The following is a 16,483-nucleotide window of genomic DNA, read 5'->3' as shown; positions in this document are numbered from 1 at the left end:
ATTATATAGTTTGATTTTTTAAAAATTCTTCTGTGAAATCCTGCCATTGAATTTTGCTTCCTCCAAAAATTCCTCCGCTTGCTACAAATAAATTCCTCAAAACATCCATAAATCCTACTTTGATTGTATTGGGTTTTTCATTTCTTCCATGAATACTCAATTGCAGAGTTTTATCTTTTTTGGCCAGAATAAAAGTATTGGAAGCTTCACCTGTATAAAAATGCGCTATGCTACCACTCGAATTGTCGGGACAAGAATGGGGTTTCATCTGTAACAAAAAGGCTTTTATTTCTTTCTGTTCTATTGACTGAATTTGATTGACTTTTACCCAATCAAAACCTTTTCCTAGATTATTTTTCGGAGCAGGCATTTTTATTTTTATCAAATCATTCAGCTGAGCAATTGCTGACTTATCATTTTCATTGTGGTAGATACAAAACTCGGTTGGGTTTTTACCTGCATTTACTTTCCAATTATTTATTTGTAATAGCTTTTGTGATAGTTTCCTAAACTTGTCGAAAGCTTCAGTTTCAGAATTACAAAGTAGAAAGGATATTGCATTGTTTTCAGAGCCATTATTGTTGATAGGTATCAAATGCTGAACATCTATTTTGTATTTCATATTTTTAAAAATGCGTGAATGATTAAAATAATTTTGTAAACTGTCTTATTCCAGTTAACAACGTAACAAAGCATCATTATTACGCTGAGAAAACTTTTCCTGGAATTTCAGTTATGAAATGAACCGCTAAAATCTCAGTTATTTAGCAGAATCTTTCTTCAAAGATGCAGTATCAGATTTTGGAGCCGCAACCAATGTATCTATAGGAGCAGACATCGGAATCTTGCTTACAGTATCAGAATTCGTGATTGAATCTGAATTGGTCGCAGTGTTTTGCGATTCTTTTTTGCAACTCATCAGAGTAAAACTCGTGACAAGCAGTGAGAAAAATATCGTTTTCATATTTTGGTATTTGGTGTATTTCAAATGTATAAACTAATCTTACGCTTGTTTTATGATTTGAATCACAATTTATTATTCATATAAATATTAAATTATAATTAAATTTTTCAAAACCATAATATTTTAATAACAATTGCAACACTTAATTTTATACATTAATAATGCCAATATGAAATTTTTATGTTTTATTTCGGATAATCTATTCTTTAGGCACAAAATTTGGAAATAACATTTAAACAAATGATAAGAAAGAAAGTAAACTAAACCAAATTCACATCATATTAATAAATGAAATCTCTAAACGTATTGTTTAGGGATTTTTGTTTGATGAAATATTTAAATCATGAATTTATTCGCAATTCAGATAAACACTAAAACCATTATCATGGAAACAAAGGTTTTACAAAAGAAAATTTTATAAAAACTGAATTAGCATTATCCGTTGGAATACTTATCCGTGAGGGGAGCAATCTGATTATTGAACAGAAAAATGAAGAGGAAGTTATACGGTCATTCAAATTCCTATTAAAAGACATAATGAAAGCATCTTTATTGCCGTGCAAAAGACGGTTGACGGCAGAATAATTTTTAACTAAAAAAATCCCCATTTCTATTTAAAAAATGGGGATTAATTTATACAATCTATATTATTGGATTTTTGTCTTTAATAAGATAAGTTTCATACAAGTCTTTTCGCCTGTCGTTCAGAATCTGAACCGAACCGTGATAATGAAGATCTTTTAACAGATTTAAATCTACATCCACAATCAATGTCATCTCTGTATTTGGCGTCGCCTCACCTTTCACCGCATTGGATGGAAAAGCAAAATCTGAAGGCGTAAATACAGCAGCCTGACCAAACTGAATATCCATATTGTTAACACCCGGCAAATTCCCGACACAGCCTGCAATCGCTACATAACATTCGTTTTCAATAGCTCTTGCCGCAGCACAATGACGCACTCTCATATACGCATTCTGAGTGTCGGTAAGATAAGGAACAAATAGAATTTTCATTCCCTGATCGGCTAATAGTCTTGGCAATTCCGGAAATTCAACGTCGTAACAGATCACCAAACCAATTTTACCACAATCGGTATCGAAAACTTTGATTTCGCTGCCGCCTTTCATTCCATAATATTTCCTTTCGTTTGGCGTAATATGAATTTTTCTATATTCATCAATCCGCCCGTCACGATGCAAAAGGTAACTTACATTATATAAATCATTATTTTCAAAAACTGGCATACTTCCGGAAATAATATTGACATTGTAGCTGATCGCCAATTGAGAAATTTTAGTTTTAATCTGATCCGTAATTTTTGCCAACTCAATCATACTGTCACGCTCCGAAAGATTATTGAAGGGCGCAAGCAAAGGTGTGTTAAACAACTCCGGGAAAAGCACAAAATCTGACTTGTAATCTCCCATCACATTTACAAAAAACTCCACCTGCTCATAAAATGCATTGATATCTTTGAAATGCCGCATCTGCCACTGCACCAAACCTAATCGAATGGTACTATCCTGCATTGTATTTGGTTTCTTGCTGTAATAAATATTATTCCATTGAAGCAAAACAGCATTTTCTCTGGAAGCCTCATCTTCAGGTAAATATTTTTTCAGAACTCTGATCGGTAAAAAATTATTGGAAAGCTGAAAAGAAAGCACAGGATCATAAATTTCTTTATCCCTTACCCTTCTGATGTATTCTCTTGGGGAAATCTCGTGACTGTATTTATGATAATCCGGAATTCTTCCACCGAGAATAATTGATTTTAAATTTAATTGTTCACACAATTCTTTTCTTGCATCATAAAGCCTTCTTCCCAATCGCAATTCACGATAAACGGGATCTACGAAAATTTCAATTCCGTACAATACATTTCCGGTTGAAGAATGGGTATTAAAAGTATAGTTTCCTGTAATATCACTGTAAGTATGCTCATCATCGAATTCTTCATAATTAACCACGATAGAAAGTGCAACAGCAGCAATTTTCCCGTCAACAGTGATACAAATCTGGCCGGCTTCAAAAATTTTAGTGAGTTTTAAAATGCTTTTCTTAGACCAAACGTATTCGGACATTTTCGGATAAGCCCGCCGCATTGCCGAAACCAATTCATCATAATCATCAATATTCAGTGTACGAGTATCTATCTGCATAAATTTATTTTTACTAAAGTTAAGGAAATTTGCGAGAACAGAGGGCGGAAGACTGCTTAATAAAAGTTAAAGTATCTGAGGAAATTGAGAATTTTTAAAATAAATTTCACAAAATTCTAATAAAGTCTAAGTAATTTAAAAATAGAAATATGAATTTTACAACTTCAGCATATTACATTATAAACATTTGAATAATAACCATTTACAACATATAAAATCCGTATCTATTTATAAATTACTACGTAAATATTTATAAATGCACCCAACATCACCTTGCAATAGATTGTAAAACTTTATACTTTAGCACTATAATAATTAACAGACAAGATACAAAGCAACTAACATTATCTTATCAAAATTGAACATTCATCATTATCACATTAAAATATATTGTTTCATCACTTAGTTTCTATTAGTAGTATGCCCAGATTTCACAATCTGGGCATCTACTTTTATATTCGTTAAAAAACTTTTACTCTTTATTCACCAACTTCTAATTCCTTGACTCTTTTTTTGATAAAATCAACGGGTCTTATTCCGTTTATTTCAAGAAAAATATTAGAGAAACTTTGCCTATTGCTGAATCCAGAAGCTGAAGCAACATGCTCGATCGAGTATTTCCTCCATTCTTTATCATGATAAATTTTTTGCGTAGCATAATTGATTCTAAGAACATTAATGTAAACGCTAAAATTACTTCCCTTATATTCATTAATAACTTGTGAAAGATAAGAAGTATTGGTTTTAAAGTGTTCTGCTAGTTTTTTCAGTGTTAATCCACGTTCAAGGAAACCTTCATTAGCTTCAAAAGCACTGATATCTTTCAATAATTTTTCTACAATATTCTGATCGAGTTTTACGTTTTTACTTTCATCGAATTTTAACGGTTCATTGACAGCAATAGTATCAGACAATTTTTCATCTTCTATTTTCACCAATAACTCTTCATACTTTTGCTGTATTTGTTTTTGTTTTCTGTCTCTGTAAAACATCATAAAACCAAGCAACATGATAACAATACCGCAAATAACCAGTAATCCAATACCTAAAGTGTTTGTCTTTTCGAGATTTTCTTTTACCTCTAATAATTGTTTCGTATCGTAATCTTTGTAAATACGAGTGGATAGATACTTGAAATCTGAAGATATAATACTGTCTACTTTCAGAAGCTGATTGGTGTAATACAATTCATTTTCAGAATTGTTTTGCTTTTTATAGTAATTAATAAGCTCTTCGTAATTACTCCGTAATTCAGGAAGTATGAATTGATGTTTATTAAATATAGAATCTACCTTTTTATAATTTTCAACACCTAATTCTTTATCACCAAGATTAGTATAACTTTTTCCTTTATAAAAGTAAACATAAGATGCCCAAGTGAAATCATTTACTTTCAGAAGACCTGGAAGCGATTGATTAAATTCTAAGATAGCTTCTTTATATTTTTTTTTTGAAAATTTTAATACACCTAAACTTTTCTTAAAGTAGCTGTTTTCAAGGCTAAAGTCTTTAGTTTTAGGAGATGACTCTTCAGCGAGTTTAAGAAGCTTTTGCACCTCATCAAATTTCCCTAGAGCCTGATAGCATATAATTGCCTGGTGAAGTGAATTGAGATACCCTTTTTTATTATTATAAATTAGGTTTTCATGAAAATCACCTTTAGCATTGGTTTCAAAGTAAGCAATACACTCCTTAAAAATCTGCAAAGCCTCGTCATAGTAACCCAAATAACTTTTTACAACACCGATGTGATAAAGATTCGAATATTTTAAAAAACCATTTTTAGAATCCTTAAGATACTCGTAAGCAGTAAGATATTGATTGAGTGCTAACTGAAACTTTCTGTGGTTGAAATAATATATAGAACCTTTACTTAAGTACGAATCGCCAATGAGATCTGAATTTTGTGATTGCTTCGCAGCTGCTATAGCACTGTCTGCATACTTTAGTTTATTTTCTTTAGAAAAATAAATTGCATCCTTATATCCTTGAAAAAGCTCAGAAAAATTATTATCTATCTTTGATTGATTAATTGACTGATTAATATAAGCAAAAGCCTGCTCATCATTCTCATCATAATTCCAGTATTTTTTCCTTAGATCAGAATGAAAATCCTGTGCAAACAAAAAAGACAGGATCAAGCAGAAAAATAAAGAAAAATTTTTTTTTACCATTACATCTTTATCTGTGTAAAACATAACCAAAAGTAAGGAAAATCATCTACTATCACAACCTATTAGATAAAATAATATCGCACGACAAAAATACCTATAACAAAATGGTTTTCAAAGCATTAAACATCTTTATTCACGTAAATATTTATAAATTGTTACAGTGTACTGGTAAATTTAACCCCTATTGTTTAGGTTTGCTATATATTCGTCAATATATTTGTAGTAGAAATTAAAACTACATTAAAAAGATTACGTCATGATAAAAAAAATATTTTTTCTAAGTTTTTTATCCTTAGCAGTTTTATCAGCAGTATCTTGTCGTACAGACGAAGACATACAGGATGAAAGTTATCTTGATAGCAAAGTCATTAATAGTATGAAGCTTTCTGAGAAAGCAAGATTTTCTGACAGTACAACTCTAATGATGAAAGAAGATTCCATTCTTGTGATAATGCCGAATGACCCTCCAAGAAGCGGCACTCACTTTAAAGGTATCGATTCTTTAATCATCATTAATCCTAGATGACGGATTTGCTAGTGTATTTTAAATGCTCGCACCAAACTTTTGTATATATCGAAAAAAGCAAAACTAAGTATAGTTTTGCTTTTTTTCATTAAGCACAAGTTGATATGTGTAATAAATAGAATTATTTTTATATAATGATGACAAATTTCAAAGTTATTTGGATCTTTTACAAAAAATTGCTCCTTCCTGCAGTTTTGTTTTCATTATTTCTCAATTTTGTAGCAGGTATGAGCTATAAAAGTTTTGGATTATGTTTTTTATTAATTTTTCCTTTGATGCATTTTTTTATTTATGAAATGAGACTGAAAAATGAATATCATTTTTATGCAAACTTCGGGTTTTCACAAACTTTTTTATGGGCAATTACGCTGTCTTTTGGATTCATCATCAAAACAATATCAGTATTTTTATGAGTATACTTCATATTGACAGCATCACAAAATCATTCGGTGAAAAAAAAATTTTACAAGATGTTTACTTGTCTTGTGAAACTGGTAAAATAGCAAGCATCTTAGGCAGAAACGGATGTGGTAAATCAACATTATTTCAGATTATTTTCGGGAAAGTGAAAAGTGACACCCAATACATTAAATTTAATGATATTATTCTTAAAAACCAGTTTGACAGAAAAAATAGAATTGCCTATTTGCCACAATATTCTTTTTTACCTAAAAATGTAAAAATTGAAAATTTAATTAAGCTATTCTGTAATGAAGAGAATTTTCAAAAACTTATAGATTCAATTCTAATTAAACCTATCATTAATACAACACCCAACAAAATATCAGGCGGCGAGCTCAGACTTTTAGAAGTTTTACTCATTATATATTCGTCAGCAGAATTTATTTTACTTGACGAGCCATTTCATAGTCTTTCTCCGAAAATTGTTTCAATAGTAAAAGATTTGATTAAAGAACAGTCACAGTTCAAAGGTTTTATCATTTCTGATCATTTATACCAAGATGTTTTAGACATTTCTGACGAGGTATATTTGTTATCTGATTCTTATTTGAAACCCATAAAAGATTTAACAGAATTGAAAAGGTTTAGAGCCTGTTTAAAAATTAAATTAGAAAAAGTTATATGGCGTTTATCTTTATAAAATAAACGTATAAAAAATTGATTGTCAGTTGTTTATGTGTTTTATTTTTCGTAACTTGTTGGTAACTAATCAATTAAGCTACATTGAAACACTACTCTACAAACATTTCTGACAATCAGTGGCAATTTATAAAAAAGACTTTGAACCTCAATAATAGAAAACGAAAATATGATTTAAGAATCATTTGGAACGCCATTATGTATTTAGTGAAAACCGGATGTCAATGGCGGATGTTGCCTGGTGATTTTCCCAAATGGGAGTTGGTTTATTATTATTACAGCAAATGGGCAAATGCAGAGGATTTTGATCTGCTTCTTTCGAAATTACGAGAAACAGTCAGATTAAAACTAAATCAAAATAGAGAACCAAGTCTAGGCATAATGGATAGTCAAAGTGTAAGATGGGGAAACAATCGTTCATTAAATGGTTTTGATGGGAACAAAAAAGTAAAAGGCATTAAAAGACATGTGGTGGTTGACAAAAACGGATTTTTATTAGCAATAATGGTTACTGTAGCCAATATTCATGACAGTAAAGCTGTAGATTTTCTCATGAGAACTTTGGCGTATTTCTTAAGTCCGGTGAAGATTATTCTTGCGGACGGCGGTTATAGAGGAGAAATCACAGAACAGGTGAAAAATAAATTTGGTTATTTGATCAATGTGGTCATGAGAAGTGATGAAAAGAAATGGGAGTTTAAACCCATTTCTAAAAGATGGATTATTGAACGGACTTTTTCCTGGTTTGATAACGACCGAAGATTGTGCAGGAATTATGAACTGCTAATGGAAAATTCAGAAAATATGGTCAAATTATCTGCCATAAAAAATTTATTGTATAAAATTTAAACAGGCTCTTAATTATCTTCCGAAAAATATTTAATTTATATCTTTGAGCTATAAATATTCTTTATAATGACTTTTATAAACAAAGCAATTTATCTATCGGTATTCAGCATATTTTCTTTTTCGTTGATTTTTGCACAAAACAAAGTTCCTTTTGGTGTGGTAAAAGCTGAGGAAGGTTATGCGATGGTACGTGTACACAAAGAAGATTACCGTAAAATCGTCGACAAAATCAGAATGAAAAGAGGTGATGTTTTTGTTTATGTAAAACCAGCTCCCGGCGAAACAGAATGGATTTGGATAAAATATCCTGAAAAAGCAGAAATAGAAAAACCTTTCGTACGATACGACAGCCTTACTAAAGAAGGCATGGTCAACAAGAACCGTATTGCCTTTATTGATCAGCTTCCACAATACACGCCATCAAAATCTAAGAACGGAAAATCATTGATTTTCACCGACAACAGCAATCCTAAAATCCCTACAGCACAAAGAAGTAAAGTGGTGATTGACATTTATCCTTCTAATGCAGGTTTCCGTAAACAGGTAAAAGATGCTGACGGAAATATTGCAACCATCGACAAAGTAAAACCGTGGGGAATCGATAAAGAATTGCCTGAGGGAATGACCGAAATAAAATCGATCAGAGTGCAGCAACCCGGAAGAGGTTCTGTGTTTGTACGAGAAGCAATTAAAAATATGTTTCAGCCAACCATGGATTTTGAGAACATTGGGGTAACATCAATCGATAATGACCATATTTTTCTATATATGATCAATGGTTCGGGAGCGAATAGGTACACCACACTATGGACCATCAAAGAAGGAAAAGTAATCAGCCAGATTATTTTTAAAAATCCCGAATAGTTAAGTATTTATCATTATTTTTACACCCGAAAAGTATTAAGCTTTTGGTCTTATACTATTTGCTTATAGTTTTCAGGAAATTGGTTCTGCCTAACCGCAGATGAAAAGGGAATCGTGTGAAAATCACGAACTGTCGCGCAACTGTAAAGTAACAGAAGTCTTTATTAAAATCCACTGTGCAAAAGGCATGGGAAGGAAATAAAGATGTTACAAGTCAGGAGACCTGCCTATTTCTTTAGACAAAAAACTTTCGCGATTTGAAGTTTGTTGATCTTATGGTTTATCTCAGGAATTTCTTGTTCCTGATCTTTCTGTTTGTTTCAATATATTTCATTTTCGCTTTAATTTAATAATGAAATATGACTACAGAAGAAAGAATTGAAGCTTCCGAGACCCGAATCTTTAAAGCGGTTTTTCCAAATACCACCAATCATTACGACACCCTTTTCGGAGGTACTGCAATGCAGCTGATGGATGAAGTTGCCTTTATTACCGCTACCCGTTTTGCAAGAAAAAGAGTGGTAACAGTAAGCAGTGATAAAATTGATTTTAAAAAACCAATTCCTGCCGGGACGATTGTTGAATTAATCGGGAAAGTAATTTATGTCGGAAAAACCAGTATGAAAGTGAATGTCGAAATCTATACTGAGCAAATGTATTCTTATGAAAGGGAAAAAGCTATTGTAGGTGATTTTACTTTTGTGGCCATTGATGAATTTAAGAAACCAATTCAAATATTATAAATTCAGAGCGGTTTCGGCGGGCCTTTGGCCCGCCGAAACTATTTTCAAAGCGAATATTTTCATTGTTATAAATCATCAACTAAAATCTCCAATCTTATATCAATAGGAATTGTCGTGATAATCAAAATATTATTTTCTTCATCACGGATTTCTACATCGGCATCAGAAAAACTTCCGTCAGGATTTTTTTTCTTTACCCTTACATCTTTTGCACTCAAAAATTTCTTAGGAACTGAGAGTGTGTAGTTATTCTCACTTTGATGATAGTTTAGCTCTTCTCTGCTGTAATCTTTTATCTGCATAATTTTTTTAAGCTATATAACAATCTGTACACCAAAGTTTTTAAGATTAATTTAAACTTATCTCAAAACCTTTTCAGTTTCAAGATTTTTAATCATTAAAAACTGAAAAGCCTCACCCATTTCATCAGAAGCTCTGCTGATGGCATTTTCGAGCATATTTCTTACTTGTTTTTCGGTTATTGCTGCTTCAGTCCAGCTTTTTCCGGAAGTATGAGAATTGAGAATAAAAGGCATAATTCTATCGATAGCACAAGCGAAAATTGCATCTGGAGTTTGTTCTTCTTCAAATTCCAGCCAAAGGTTGAAAAATTCTGAACGAATGGGTTCATCTAAAATTCCAAAAATATTTTGAGCAGACAATTTTTCTCTTTCAAATTTACCCACCATTGCAGCTTCATCAAAAAGGAAAGTATCACCCGCTTCAATTTCTACCAAATCGTGAATTGAAAGCATTCTGATGACTCTCAATAAATCTATATCTGCTCTGTTTTTAGCATAAGGAAATAGAATTTGAGCTAAAATGATAATTTGCCAGGAATGTTCAGCAGTATTTTCTCTTCTTGAATCGTCTGCGTTGTAATTTCTTCTTTGTACATTTTTTAAAGCATCAATTGCCAAAATAAAATCAATTTCTTTCTGTATTTTCATCTTTCGTTTCTTTATAATAAACTTCTCTTGGGTATCTCGTAGTTTTTGTGAACCATTTGTAATCTATAAACTCACTTTTCTTTGTGATAACTGTTTCCCGATCTCTGGTGTCTTCTTCAAATTCATATATTTTTAAAGGATCTCTTTCCAGAATAACATTATATTCTTTGGTAATATATAAACAACATCCTGATTTTAAATACACAATCAATCTTTTTCTTTCAGAATCTACGGTAAACATTGCTGAATTATCTTTTACCAAAGTTGTCATTCCTTCATTCATTAAAAACTGTTTTTGATTGGAATCAAAAATATAAGTATCATATATCAAGTTTCCTGAAAATCTGTTGATCAAAGCTAGATCTTCTAAACCGTCTAAATTAAAATCTTCAAAAATTAAAGATTGCGGCTCTTCATCAAATTCAACCTTTTTTAAATTTAATGAATCTGATTCAATGGTAAAAGTAAAATTTTCTGAAGTTAAGGTTGGAAATTTTTCAGATGTTTTCCTATCCATTTAAAGTGATTGTTGATTTCCCAAAACATTCTTTTTCATTACATGTGGCTATATCAATGCTCACATGATAATTTTTAGAGATTTCATTTAATTCAAAATGATTCTGAGCCCAACATAAAGTTCCAAATAGACTTAACAGGTAGAAAAATTTGTACTTCATGATTTTTAGCTGTTTTTTAAGCATCAACTTAACATAATATATGACAAAAATATAAAATTTCGGTTCCAAAATATCTTTTTTCATAAAATTAATTCAGAACACAAAATCATTTTAAAATTTATACATCTGAAAACCAATACTTTAAATTAATTTTAAAAATAATTTCACTACTTTGTATTGCATATTACCATTTTAATTACATATCTTTGTAATGTAGAATTAGAGAAGGTTTAACTAGCTAGAAACTGAAAACTGATTTTATATAACTCAATAACAAAAACTTACTAAAGATGAATACTGAAAATACCAAAGCGCAAATGCGAAAAGGGATTCTGGAATTCTGTATTTTGAGTCTTATCAACAATCGCGAAATGTATGTTTCTGATTTAATAGATGAACTGAAAAAAGGAAAACTGGATGTCGTGGAAGGAACCCTCTACCCTCTTTTAACAAGATTGAAAAACGGTGAATTTCTTTCTTACAGATGGGAAGAATCTACAGGAGGCCCGCCAAGAAAATACTACCAAATAACAGAAAAAGGCAAAACTTTTTTAGCTGAATTGCAAAATACCTGGAAAGAACTGACAGATTCTGTGAACCAAATCACTCAAAAAATTTAAAAAAACAAAGCTATGAACAAGACACTCTCAATAGGACTCGCAGGTTTTTCTTTTACAATAGAAGAACACGCATATATAAAGCTCAGCGATTATCTTAACGCTCTTAGAAGCTCACTAGAGGCTTCGGAAGCAGACGAGGTAATGCACGATATAGAAATCAGAATGGTAGAAATCTTCAGAGATACTTTAGGAAAACGTGAAGTAATCAACGATGCTGATGTAGAAAAGGTAATTGCTCAAATTGGTTCTCCTGAAAAAATCGAAGAACAGGAAGAAGCTTATTATTCTGAGAAAAATACAAACTCAAATAAAAATAACTTCTCAGGAACTACACAAACTGACAAAAGACAACTGTTCCGTGATCCTGAAAGACAAAAGATTGCCGGAGTTTGCGCAGGTTTAGCCGCTTATTCAGGAATGGATATTACTTGGATGAGATTAATCTGGGTGGGTGCATTTATCTTTCTTTGGGTAGCACCGGGATCATCTTTCTTAGTAGTTATTTTATATTTCATTCTTTGGGCTGTTTTACCGCAAGCAGAGACCGCATCAGATTTTTTGAAAATGAAGGGAAAGCCTTTAAATTTTGACAACCTGAAAGAAGAATCGAGCAAAATTGTACAGTTTGCGAATGAAACTACTACCAGAGCCGGAGAAATTTACATTGAAAACAAACCTCATATCAATAATGCAGGAAGCGGTGTTTGGAATATTCTAAAATATTTAATAGGTGCATTATTTGTCTTTTTTGCATTTGGAAGCATCATTGGAGTATTTGTCTTATTTGGTCTTTTCGGAATAGATTCAGACTTTCCTGGCGCTAACGAGATGAAGTTCTATTTTGATGACGATGGGTTGTACACTGTATTTACTGCATTAATCATTATAGCATCATTGATTCCTGCAATACTATTCAGTTTGCTAAGTATCAAAATTTTCTCTCCAAAAACTAAATTGAGAAATATCGGCTGGGTAATCGGAGTTCTTTTTCTTGCGGTTATAGCATTAGGTACTTATTTTGGAGTGAGCATGGCAAAAAGAGAAATGTTTCTGAAAGGACAAAAGGAAGACACCGAAGAGGTAGCCATCAATACTTTATCTGATACCATTTATGTGGATATGAAAAGTGTAACAATCCCGCAAAACTTTACTGCATACGACGATGATCTTTTTTCTGATAAAATCTCTGTTTACGAGAAAGACTGGGTACATGTAGATGTTACAAGAAAAGCAGATATCAAAACCCCTTATTTAATTATTAAAAAGGAGGCGAAAGGATACAATATTCCGCTTAATGCAAATGTTCCTGTAGAAATTGTTGGTAACAAAGTGATTCTTCCAAATTATATTAAATATCCTTACGATCACCGTTTCAGAGATTACAGTATTGATTATGAATTGGTAATTCCTCAGAATGCAGTAGTTATTCCTTTAAAGAAAGACGGGATCAATTTTGACGGAGATACAGACGGAAACGGAATCAACGATAATGAAGAGGAAGATGACAACGGTGACGATGAAAATGGCAATATTTCAATTGAGAAAAATAAAATCTCTATCAACGGTTCTACCATAGAATACAGCGATAGCGACAGAGACAGCGTAATCATCAACGGCAAGAAGTATCAAAAAGATGAAGCCAAAAAGATTATGGATACAATGAAGATGAACATTGATAAAATAAAAGATGTGGACATCAAAATAAAAGACGGAAAAAAAGAATATTCTATCAAAACCAAATAATTAAACTTGAGAGAGTGGCGGAAGGTGTGGATGTAGAGCAACCGTTTGAAACCCACACCCTTCTACTCTCAAATAAATAGCAAAAATTTTCATTAATAAGTGGTTTATATGCTAAAATAGTCTTATATTCGTAAAAAATTTAACCAATACAAAAACATCAAATCATGGTACAATTAGTTTTAGAAATTGCAGTAAAAATCGCAGATTTAATCAGCAGATTATTTTAAGAGCCATAATATTTCAATATATTTGTAGAGTATAACCATTATTGGTTATACTTTTTTGTTTTAAATTTAAATTCATGAAAAAGCTATTAGGCAAATTGATATTAAAAATATTGGGTTGGAAAGTCGTTATTCAAGGCGATGTCAACAGCCTGAACCGTTGTATTCTGGTTGTAGCACCACACACTCACAACATGGAATACATATTAGGAAATCTTGCTTACTGGACATTAGAAAAGCCACTAAAAATCATCATTAAAGATGCTCATACAAAAGCCTGGTATGGTTCTCTTGTACGAGGTTTGGGAGGTATCGGTATCGACAGAAGCCAAAAAAACGACTTAATCAACTTTGTTGCAAATGAATTTAAAAAAGATGATTTCAGTTTAGTAATCACACCGGAAGGCACCAGAAGTTGGGTTCCGAAATGGAGAAAAGGCTTTTATCACATGGCTCTGGCAGCAAAAGTTCCTATCGTTTTAGCGGCAGGAGATTTCAAAAGAAATATTGTTTACTTAGGTTACACTATTCCCTATGAAAGATTAAAAACTGCATCTTTTATCGAAATAATGGAAGAAATTCAAAATTACTATATCAAAAACGACATCGGGCCGAAAATACCAGCCAATTGGAATCCGAACATTGTAGGCAACGATGCAGAAGTTAGAAGTTAGAAGTTAGAAGTTAGAAGTTAGAAGTTAGAAGTTAGAAGTTAGAAGTTAGAAGTTAGAAGTTAGAAGTTAGAAGTTAGAAGCGAAATTACTCATTACCGATTACTCATATAAAATATGGATACAGAAGGCAAAACAAAAGAAGAAATTTTAGAATTCATCAACAATTGGGGCGAGGAAACTTTTGCAAAGACCCTTGATATACAATTTATTGACATCGATCTTGAGAACGAAACGCTTACCGCAACAATGCCAGTTTCACCAAAAATCCATCAGCCTTTCGGAATTATGCATGGTGGCGCAAGTTGTGTTTTAGCAGAAACGATGGGCTCTAGTCTTTCTAATATTTTCATTGATGGGAGCAAGTATTTCGGAGTGGGAACAAATATCAATTCCAATCATTTACGAAGCAAAAAAGATGGTATCGTAACTGCGGTTGCAAGATTTATACGAAAAGGAAAGACTATGCATGTTTCTGAAATTGAAATACGTGACGAAAAAGGTCAGTTGATTAATCATACAACCATGACGAATAACATCATTAACAGATAATATTTAAAGTAAAAATACTGAAGGCTCAAATTATTTGAGTCTTTTTTTATATACTTGCTGCAACCTTTTGAATTTTTTTCATCTTATAATTGTAACCAAAAAATTATTTATTATGAAAAATTATCTACTTCTATTCTTTTGTTCGGTTTTCTTTATCTTAAACTCTTGTAACGATAATGAAGAAAATACTGATTATAAAACTTCCATAAACGTACAGCAGATCGGGAAAGGTGATTTGGTTGGAAATAATATTCCGCAGCAAAATACGGTCATTACAAATTCTGCACAATGGAATACTCTCCTTAGTAATTTAGATGCCTCTAATAATATTTCAGGTGGTTTTACAGAAACCAATATCGATTTTAATCAGTTTATGATTATCGCGACTTTTAATCAAGTTTTCCCAAATGGCGGACATTCCATTGATATTATTACCGTGGATGAGAACCCGCAAAGCATCGTGGTAGATATTGAAAAACTTCTGACAGGAAACGCAACATCTGTTGTTACGCAACCCTACCATATTGTGAAAATACCAAAAAGTACAAAACCTGTTTTATTTCAATAAACCAACTGCAACCTTTTGAGTTTTTTACATCTTACAATAAAATAATAACCATGAGAAATTTAATTCTACCATTTTTATTGATTTTGACTTTAATGTTTTCTTGTAGAAGTGAGAGTGAGGAGGTGCTTGAACAAAAAAATCCATCTTACGATGTTTATGTAGCAGGAACAGAATATAATAAGGCCTGTTATTGGAAAAACACTATCAAAACAGAACTTTCCAACGGTGACAATATAAATACTAGACAAATAATTGTTGAAAATAATAATATTTATATTACGGGAGCTTTATCAAATAATACAGTAAATAATGGAATACAATATTTTTGGAAAAACAACATGAGAACTGAGGTTAAGCAGTATTTGAATATTCCAAATAATGCTCAATATAATATTGAAAGATTTACAGTTAGTAACGAAGATATTTATTTTGCCGGTTATGTTGAAAATCCAACAACAACAAGTACTTTGGATAAATTTGAACTTTGTTTTTGGGAAAATGGAGTGAAAACTGTTCTCTATAAAAGTCAATATGTTCCCACAGCTCGGAGTATTTTTGTAGATGGCTCAGATGTTTATGTTTCTGCACACAAAGTTGATGGAATAGGATACTTCAAGAATACAACATTCAGCTTGGTAACGGCATACTACATGCACAATTTTGCTAAGAACAGTAACGGTATATATCTCTTATTTCATAAGGACAATAAATATTATTCGAAAAATCTAAATACAAATGCTGAAACCTTAATTGGTGACTACATCCATCCTATAGCGATCTGGGGTAAAATAATTTCACATAATGCTAATAATGATCTATATACCATAGAAAGTTCTTATGGAGATTCATATTTTAAAAATAATTCACAAATTTCTCCTACTTTTTCTCCGTTACCATATATCCAAGACATGTTTATCTTAGACAATAATGTCTACATGATAAAATATAATCCAAATCTTTACCCTAACCCCAGCAACCCTAATTCAACTTATAATGGAAAAGTATTTATTAATGGCGTAGAATCGCAAAACATAATGAGTATAAATGATCAAGGGTCTTTCAATTCCATCTTTGTTATCCAGAACTAATAA

Annotated in this window: 18 protein-coding genes and 1 riboswitch; of the genes, 11 read left to right on the top strand and 7 right to left on the bottom strand. The window is 31.7% G+C overall.

The annotated features are described in order from the left end of the window. Position 1: 1 nt before the first annotated feature. From LNP04_RS17690 to LNP04_RS17675, 4 genes are all read right to left on the bottom strand, one after another. Complete coding sequence (locus tag LNP04_RS17690) at positions 2-622, bottom strand: hypothetical protein (protein ID WP_229984200.1); 621 nt, start codon at positions 620-622, stop codon at positions 2-4. A gap of 138 nt (positions 623-760) precedes the next feature. Continuing rightward, on the bottom strand, positions 761-964 hold the full coding sequence (locus LNP04_RS17685; RefSeq protein ID WP_229984199.1) for a hypothetical protein: 204 nt from the start codon (positions 962-964) through the stop codon (positions 761-763). A gap of 642 nt (positions 965-1,606) precedes the next feature. Continuing rightward, positions 1,607-3,130 carry a carbon-nitrogen hydrolase family protein gene (locus tag LNP04_RS17680; RefSeq protein ID WP_229984198.1) on the bottom strand — a complete coding sequence of 508 codons (1,524 nt, stop codon included), beginning with the start codon at positions 3,128-3,130 and terminating at the stop codon, positions 1,607-1,609. Between the two features lie 479 nt (positions 3,131-3,609). After that, complete coding sequence (locus tag LNP04_RS17675; RefSeq protein ID WP_229984197.1) at positions 3,610-5,328, bottom strand: helix-turn-helix domain-containing protein; 1,719 nt, start codon at positions 5,326-5,328, stop codon at positions 3,610-3,612. Positions 5,329-5,560: 232 nt separating this feature from the next. On the opposite strand from LNP04_RS17675, the gene LNP04_RS17670 reads away from it, so the two are divergent. From LNP04_RS17670 to LNP04_RS17650, 5 genes are all read left to right on the top strand, one after another. Continuing rightward, a complete protein-coding gene (locus LNP04_RS17670) occupies positions 5,561-5,830 on the top strand; it encodes a hypothetical protein (RefSeq protein ID WP_229984196.1) in 270 nt (89 codons plus the stop codon). Positions 5,831-6,239: 409 nt separating this feature from the next. After that, the gene (locus tag LNP04_RS17665) at positions 6,240-6,932 is read left to right on the top strand and encodes an ATP-binding cassette domain-containing protein (protein WP_229984195.1); all 693 of its coding nucleotides are present in this window, start codon (positions 6,240-6,242) and stop codon (positions 6,930-6,932) included. 83 nt (positions 6,933-7,015) lie between these two features. Then, complete coding sequence (locus tag LNP04_RS17660; protein ID WP_229983946.1) at positions 7,016-7,780, top strand: IS5 family transposase; 765 nt, start codon at positions 7,016-7,018, stop codon at positions 7,778-7,780. A 66-nt stretch (positions 7,781-7,846) separates the two neighbouring features. Next, a complete protein-coding gene (locus LNP04_RS17655; RefSeq protein WP_229984194.1) occupies positions 7,847-8,644 on the top strand; it encodes a hypothetical protein in 798 nt (265 codons plus the stop codon). A 64-nt stretch (positions 8,645-8,708) separates the two neighbouring features. Next, positions 8,709-8,890, top strand: a riboswitch (cobalamin riboswitch). Positions 8,891-9,003: 113 nt separating this feature from the next. Beyond that, the gene (locus LNP04_RS17650; RefSeq protein WP_129534490.1) at positions 9,004-9,387 is read left to right on the top strand and encodes an acyl-CoA thioesterase; all 384 of its coding nucleotides are present in this window, start codon (positions 9,004-9,006) and stop codon (positions 9,385-9,387) included. Positions 9,388-9,452: 65 nt separating this feature from the next. On the opposite strand, the gene LNP04_RS17645 is transcribed toward LNP04_RS17650, so the two are convergent. The 3 genes from LNP04_RS17645 to LNP04_RS17635 are packed head-to-tail and all read right to left on the bottom strand — an operon-like array spanning position 9,453 to position 10,854. Beyond that, the gene (locus LNP04_RS17645) at positions 9,453-9,689 is read right to left on the bottom strand and encodes a hypothetical protein (protein ID WP_229984193.1); all 237 of its coding nucleotides are present in this window, start codon (positions 9,687-9,689) and stop codon (positions 9,453-9,455) included. A gap of 57 nt (positions 9,690-9,746) precedes the next feature. Further along, entirely contained in the window at positions 9,747-10,337 is a 591-nt protein-coding gene (locus LNP04_RS17640; RefSeq protein WP_229984192.1) for an HD family hydrolase, read from the bottom strand. Next, on the bottom strand, positions 10,315-10,854 hold the full coding sequence (locus LNP04_RS17635) for an XAC2610-related protein (protein WP_229984191.1): 540 nt from the start codon (positions 10,852-10,854) through the stop codon (positions 10,315-10,317). The genes LNP04_RS17640 and LNP04_RS17635 overlap by 23 nt, the downstream gene beginning before the upstream one ends. Positions 10,855-11,304: 450 nt before the next feature. On the opposite strand from LNP04_RS17635, the gene LNP04_RS17630 reads away from it, so the two are divergent. From LNP04_RS17630 to LNP04_RS17605, 6 genes are all read left to right on the top strand, one after another. Beyond that, the gene (locus LNP04_RS17630; protein WP_047442550.1) at positions 11,305-11,634 is read left to right on the top strand and encodes a PadR family transcriptional regulator; all 330 of its coding nucleotides are present in this window, start codon (positions 11,305-11,307) and stop codon (positions 11,632-11,634) included. A 12-nt stretch (positions 11,635-11,646) separates the two neighbouring features. Then, a complete protein-coding gene (locus tag LNP04_RS17625) occupies positions 11,647-13,377 on the top strand; it encodes a PspC domain-containing protein (protein ID WP_229984190.1) in 1,731 nt (576 codons plus the stop codon). 301 nt (positions 13,378-13,678) lie between these two features. Next, positions 13,679-14,275, top strand: a complete 597-nt coding sequence (locus LNP04_RS17620; protein WP_229984189.1) for a 1-acyl-sn-glycerol-3-phosphate acyltransferase — start codon at positions 13,679-13,681, stop codon at positions 14,273-14,275. 114 nt (positions 14,276-14,389) lie between these two features. Next, positions 14,390-14,824, top strand: coding sequence for a PaaI family thioesterase (locus LNP04_RS17615; RefSeq protein WP_229984188.1), 435 nt, complete (start codon positions 14,390-14,392; stop codon positions 14,822-14,824). A 112-nt stretch (positions 14,825-14,936) separates the two neighbouring features. Beyond that, entirely contained in the window at positions 14,937-15,392 is a 456-nt protein-coding gene (locus LNP04_RS17610; protein ID WP_229984187.1) for a protease complex subunit PrcB family protein, read from the top strand. 50 nt (positions 15,393-15,442) lie between these two features. Beyond that, entirely contained in the window at positions 15,443-16,480 is a 1,038-nt protein-coding gene (locus tag LNP04_RS17605; RefSeq protein ID WP_229984186.1) for a hypothetical protein, read from the top strand. Positions 16,481-16,483 lie beyond the last annotated feature (3 nt).

Origin of the sequence: Chryseobacterium sp. C-71 (genome assembly GCF_020911865.1) — a bacterium.
Lineage (GTDB): Bacteria > Bacteroidota > Bacteroidia > Flavobacteriales > Weeksellaceae > Chryseobacterium.
This window is presented reverse-complemented; position numbering and strand designations above follow the sequence as displayed.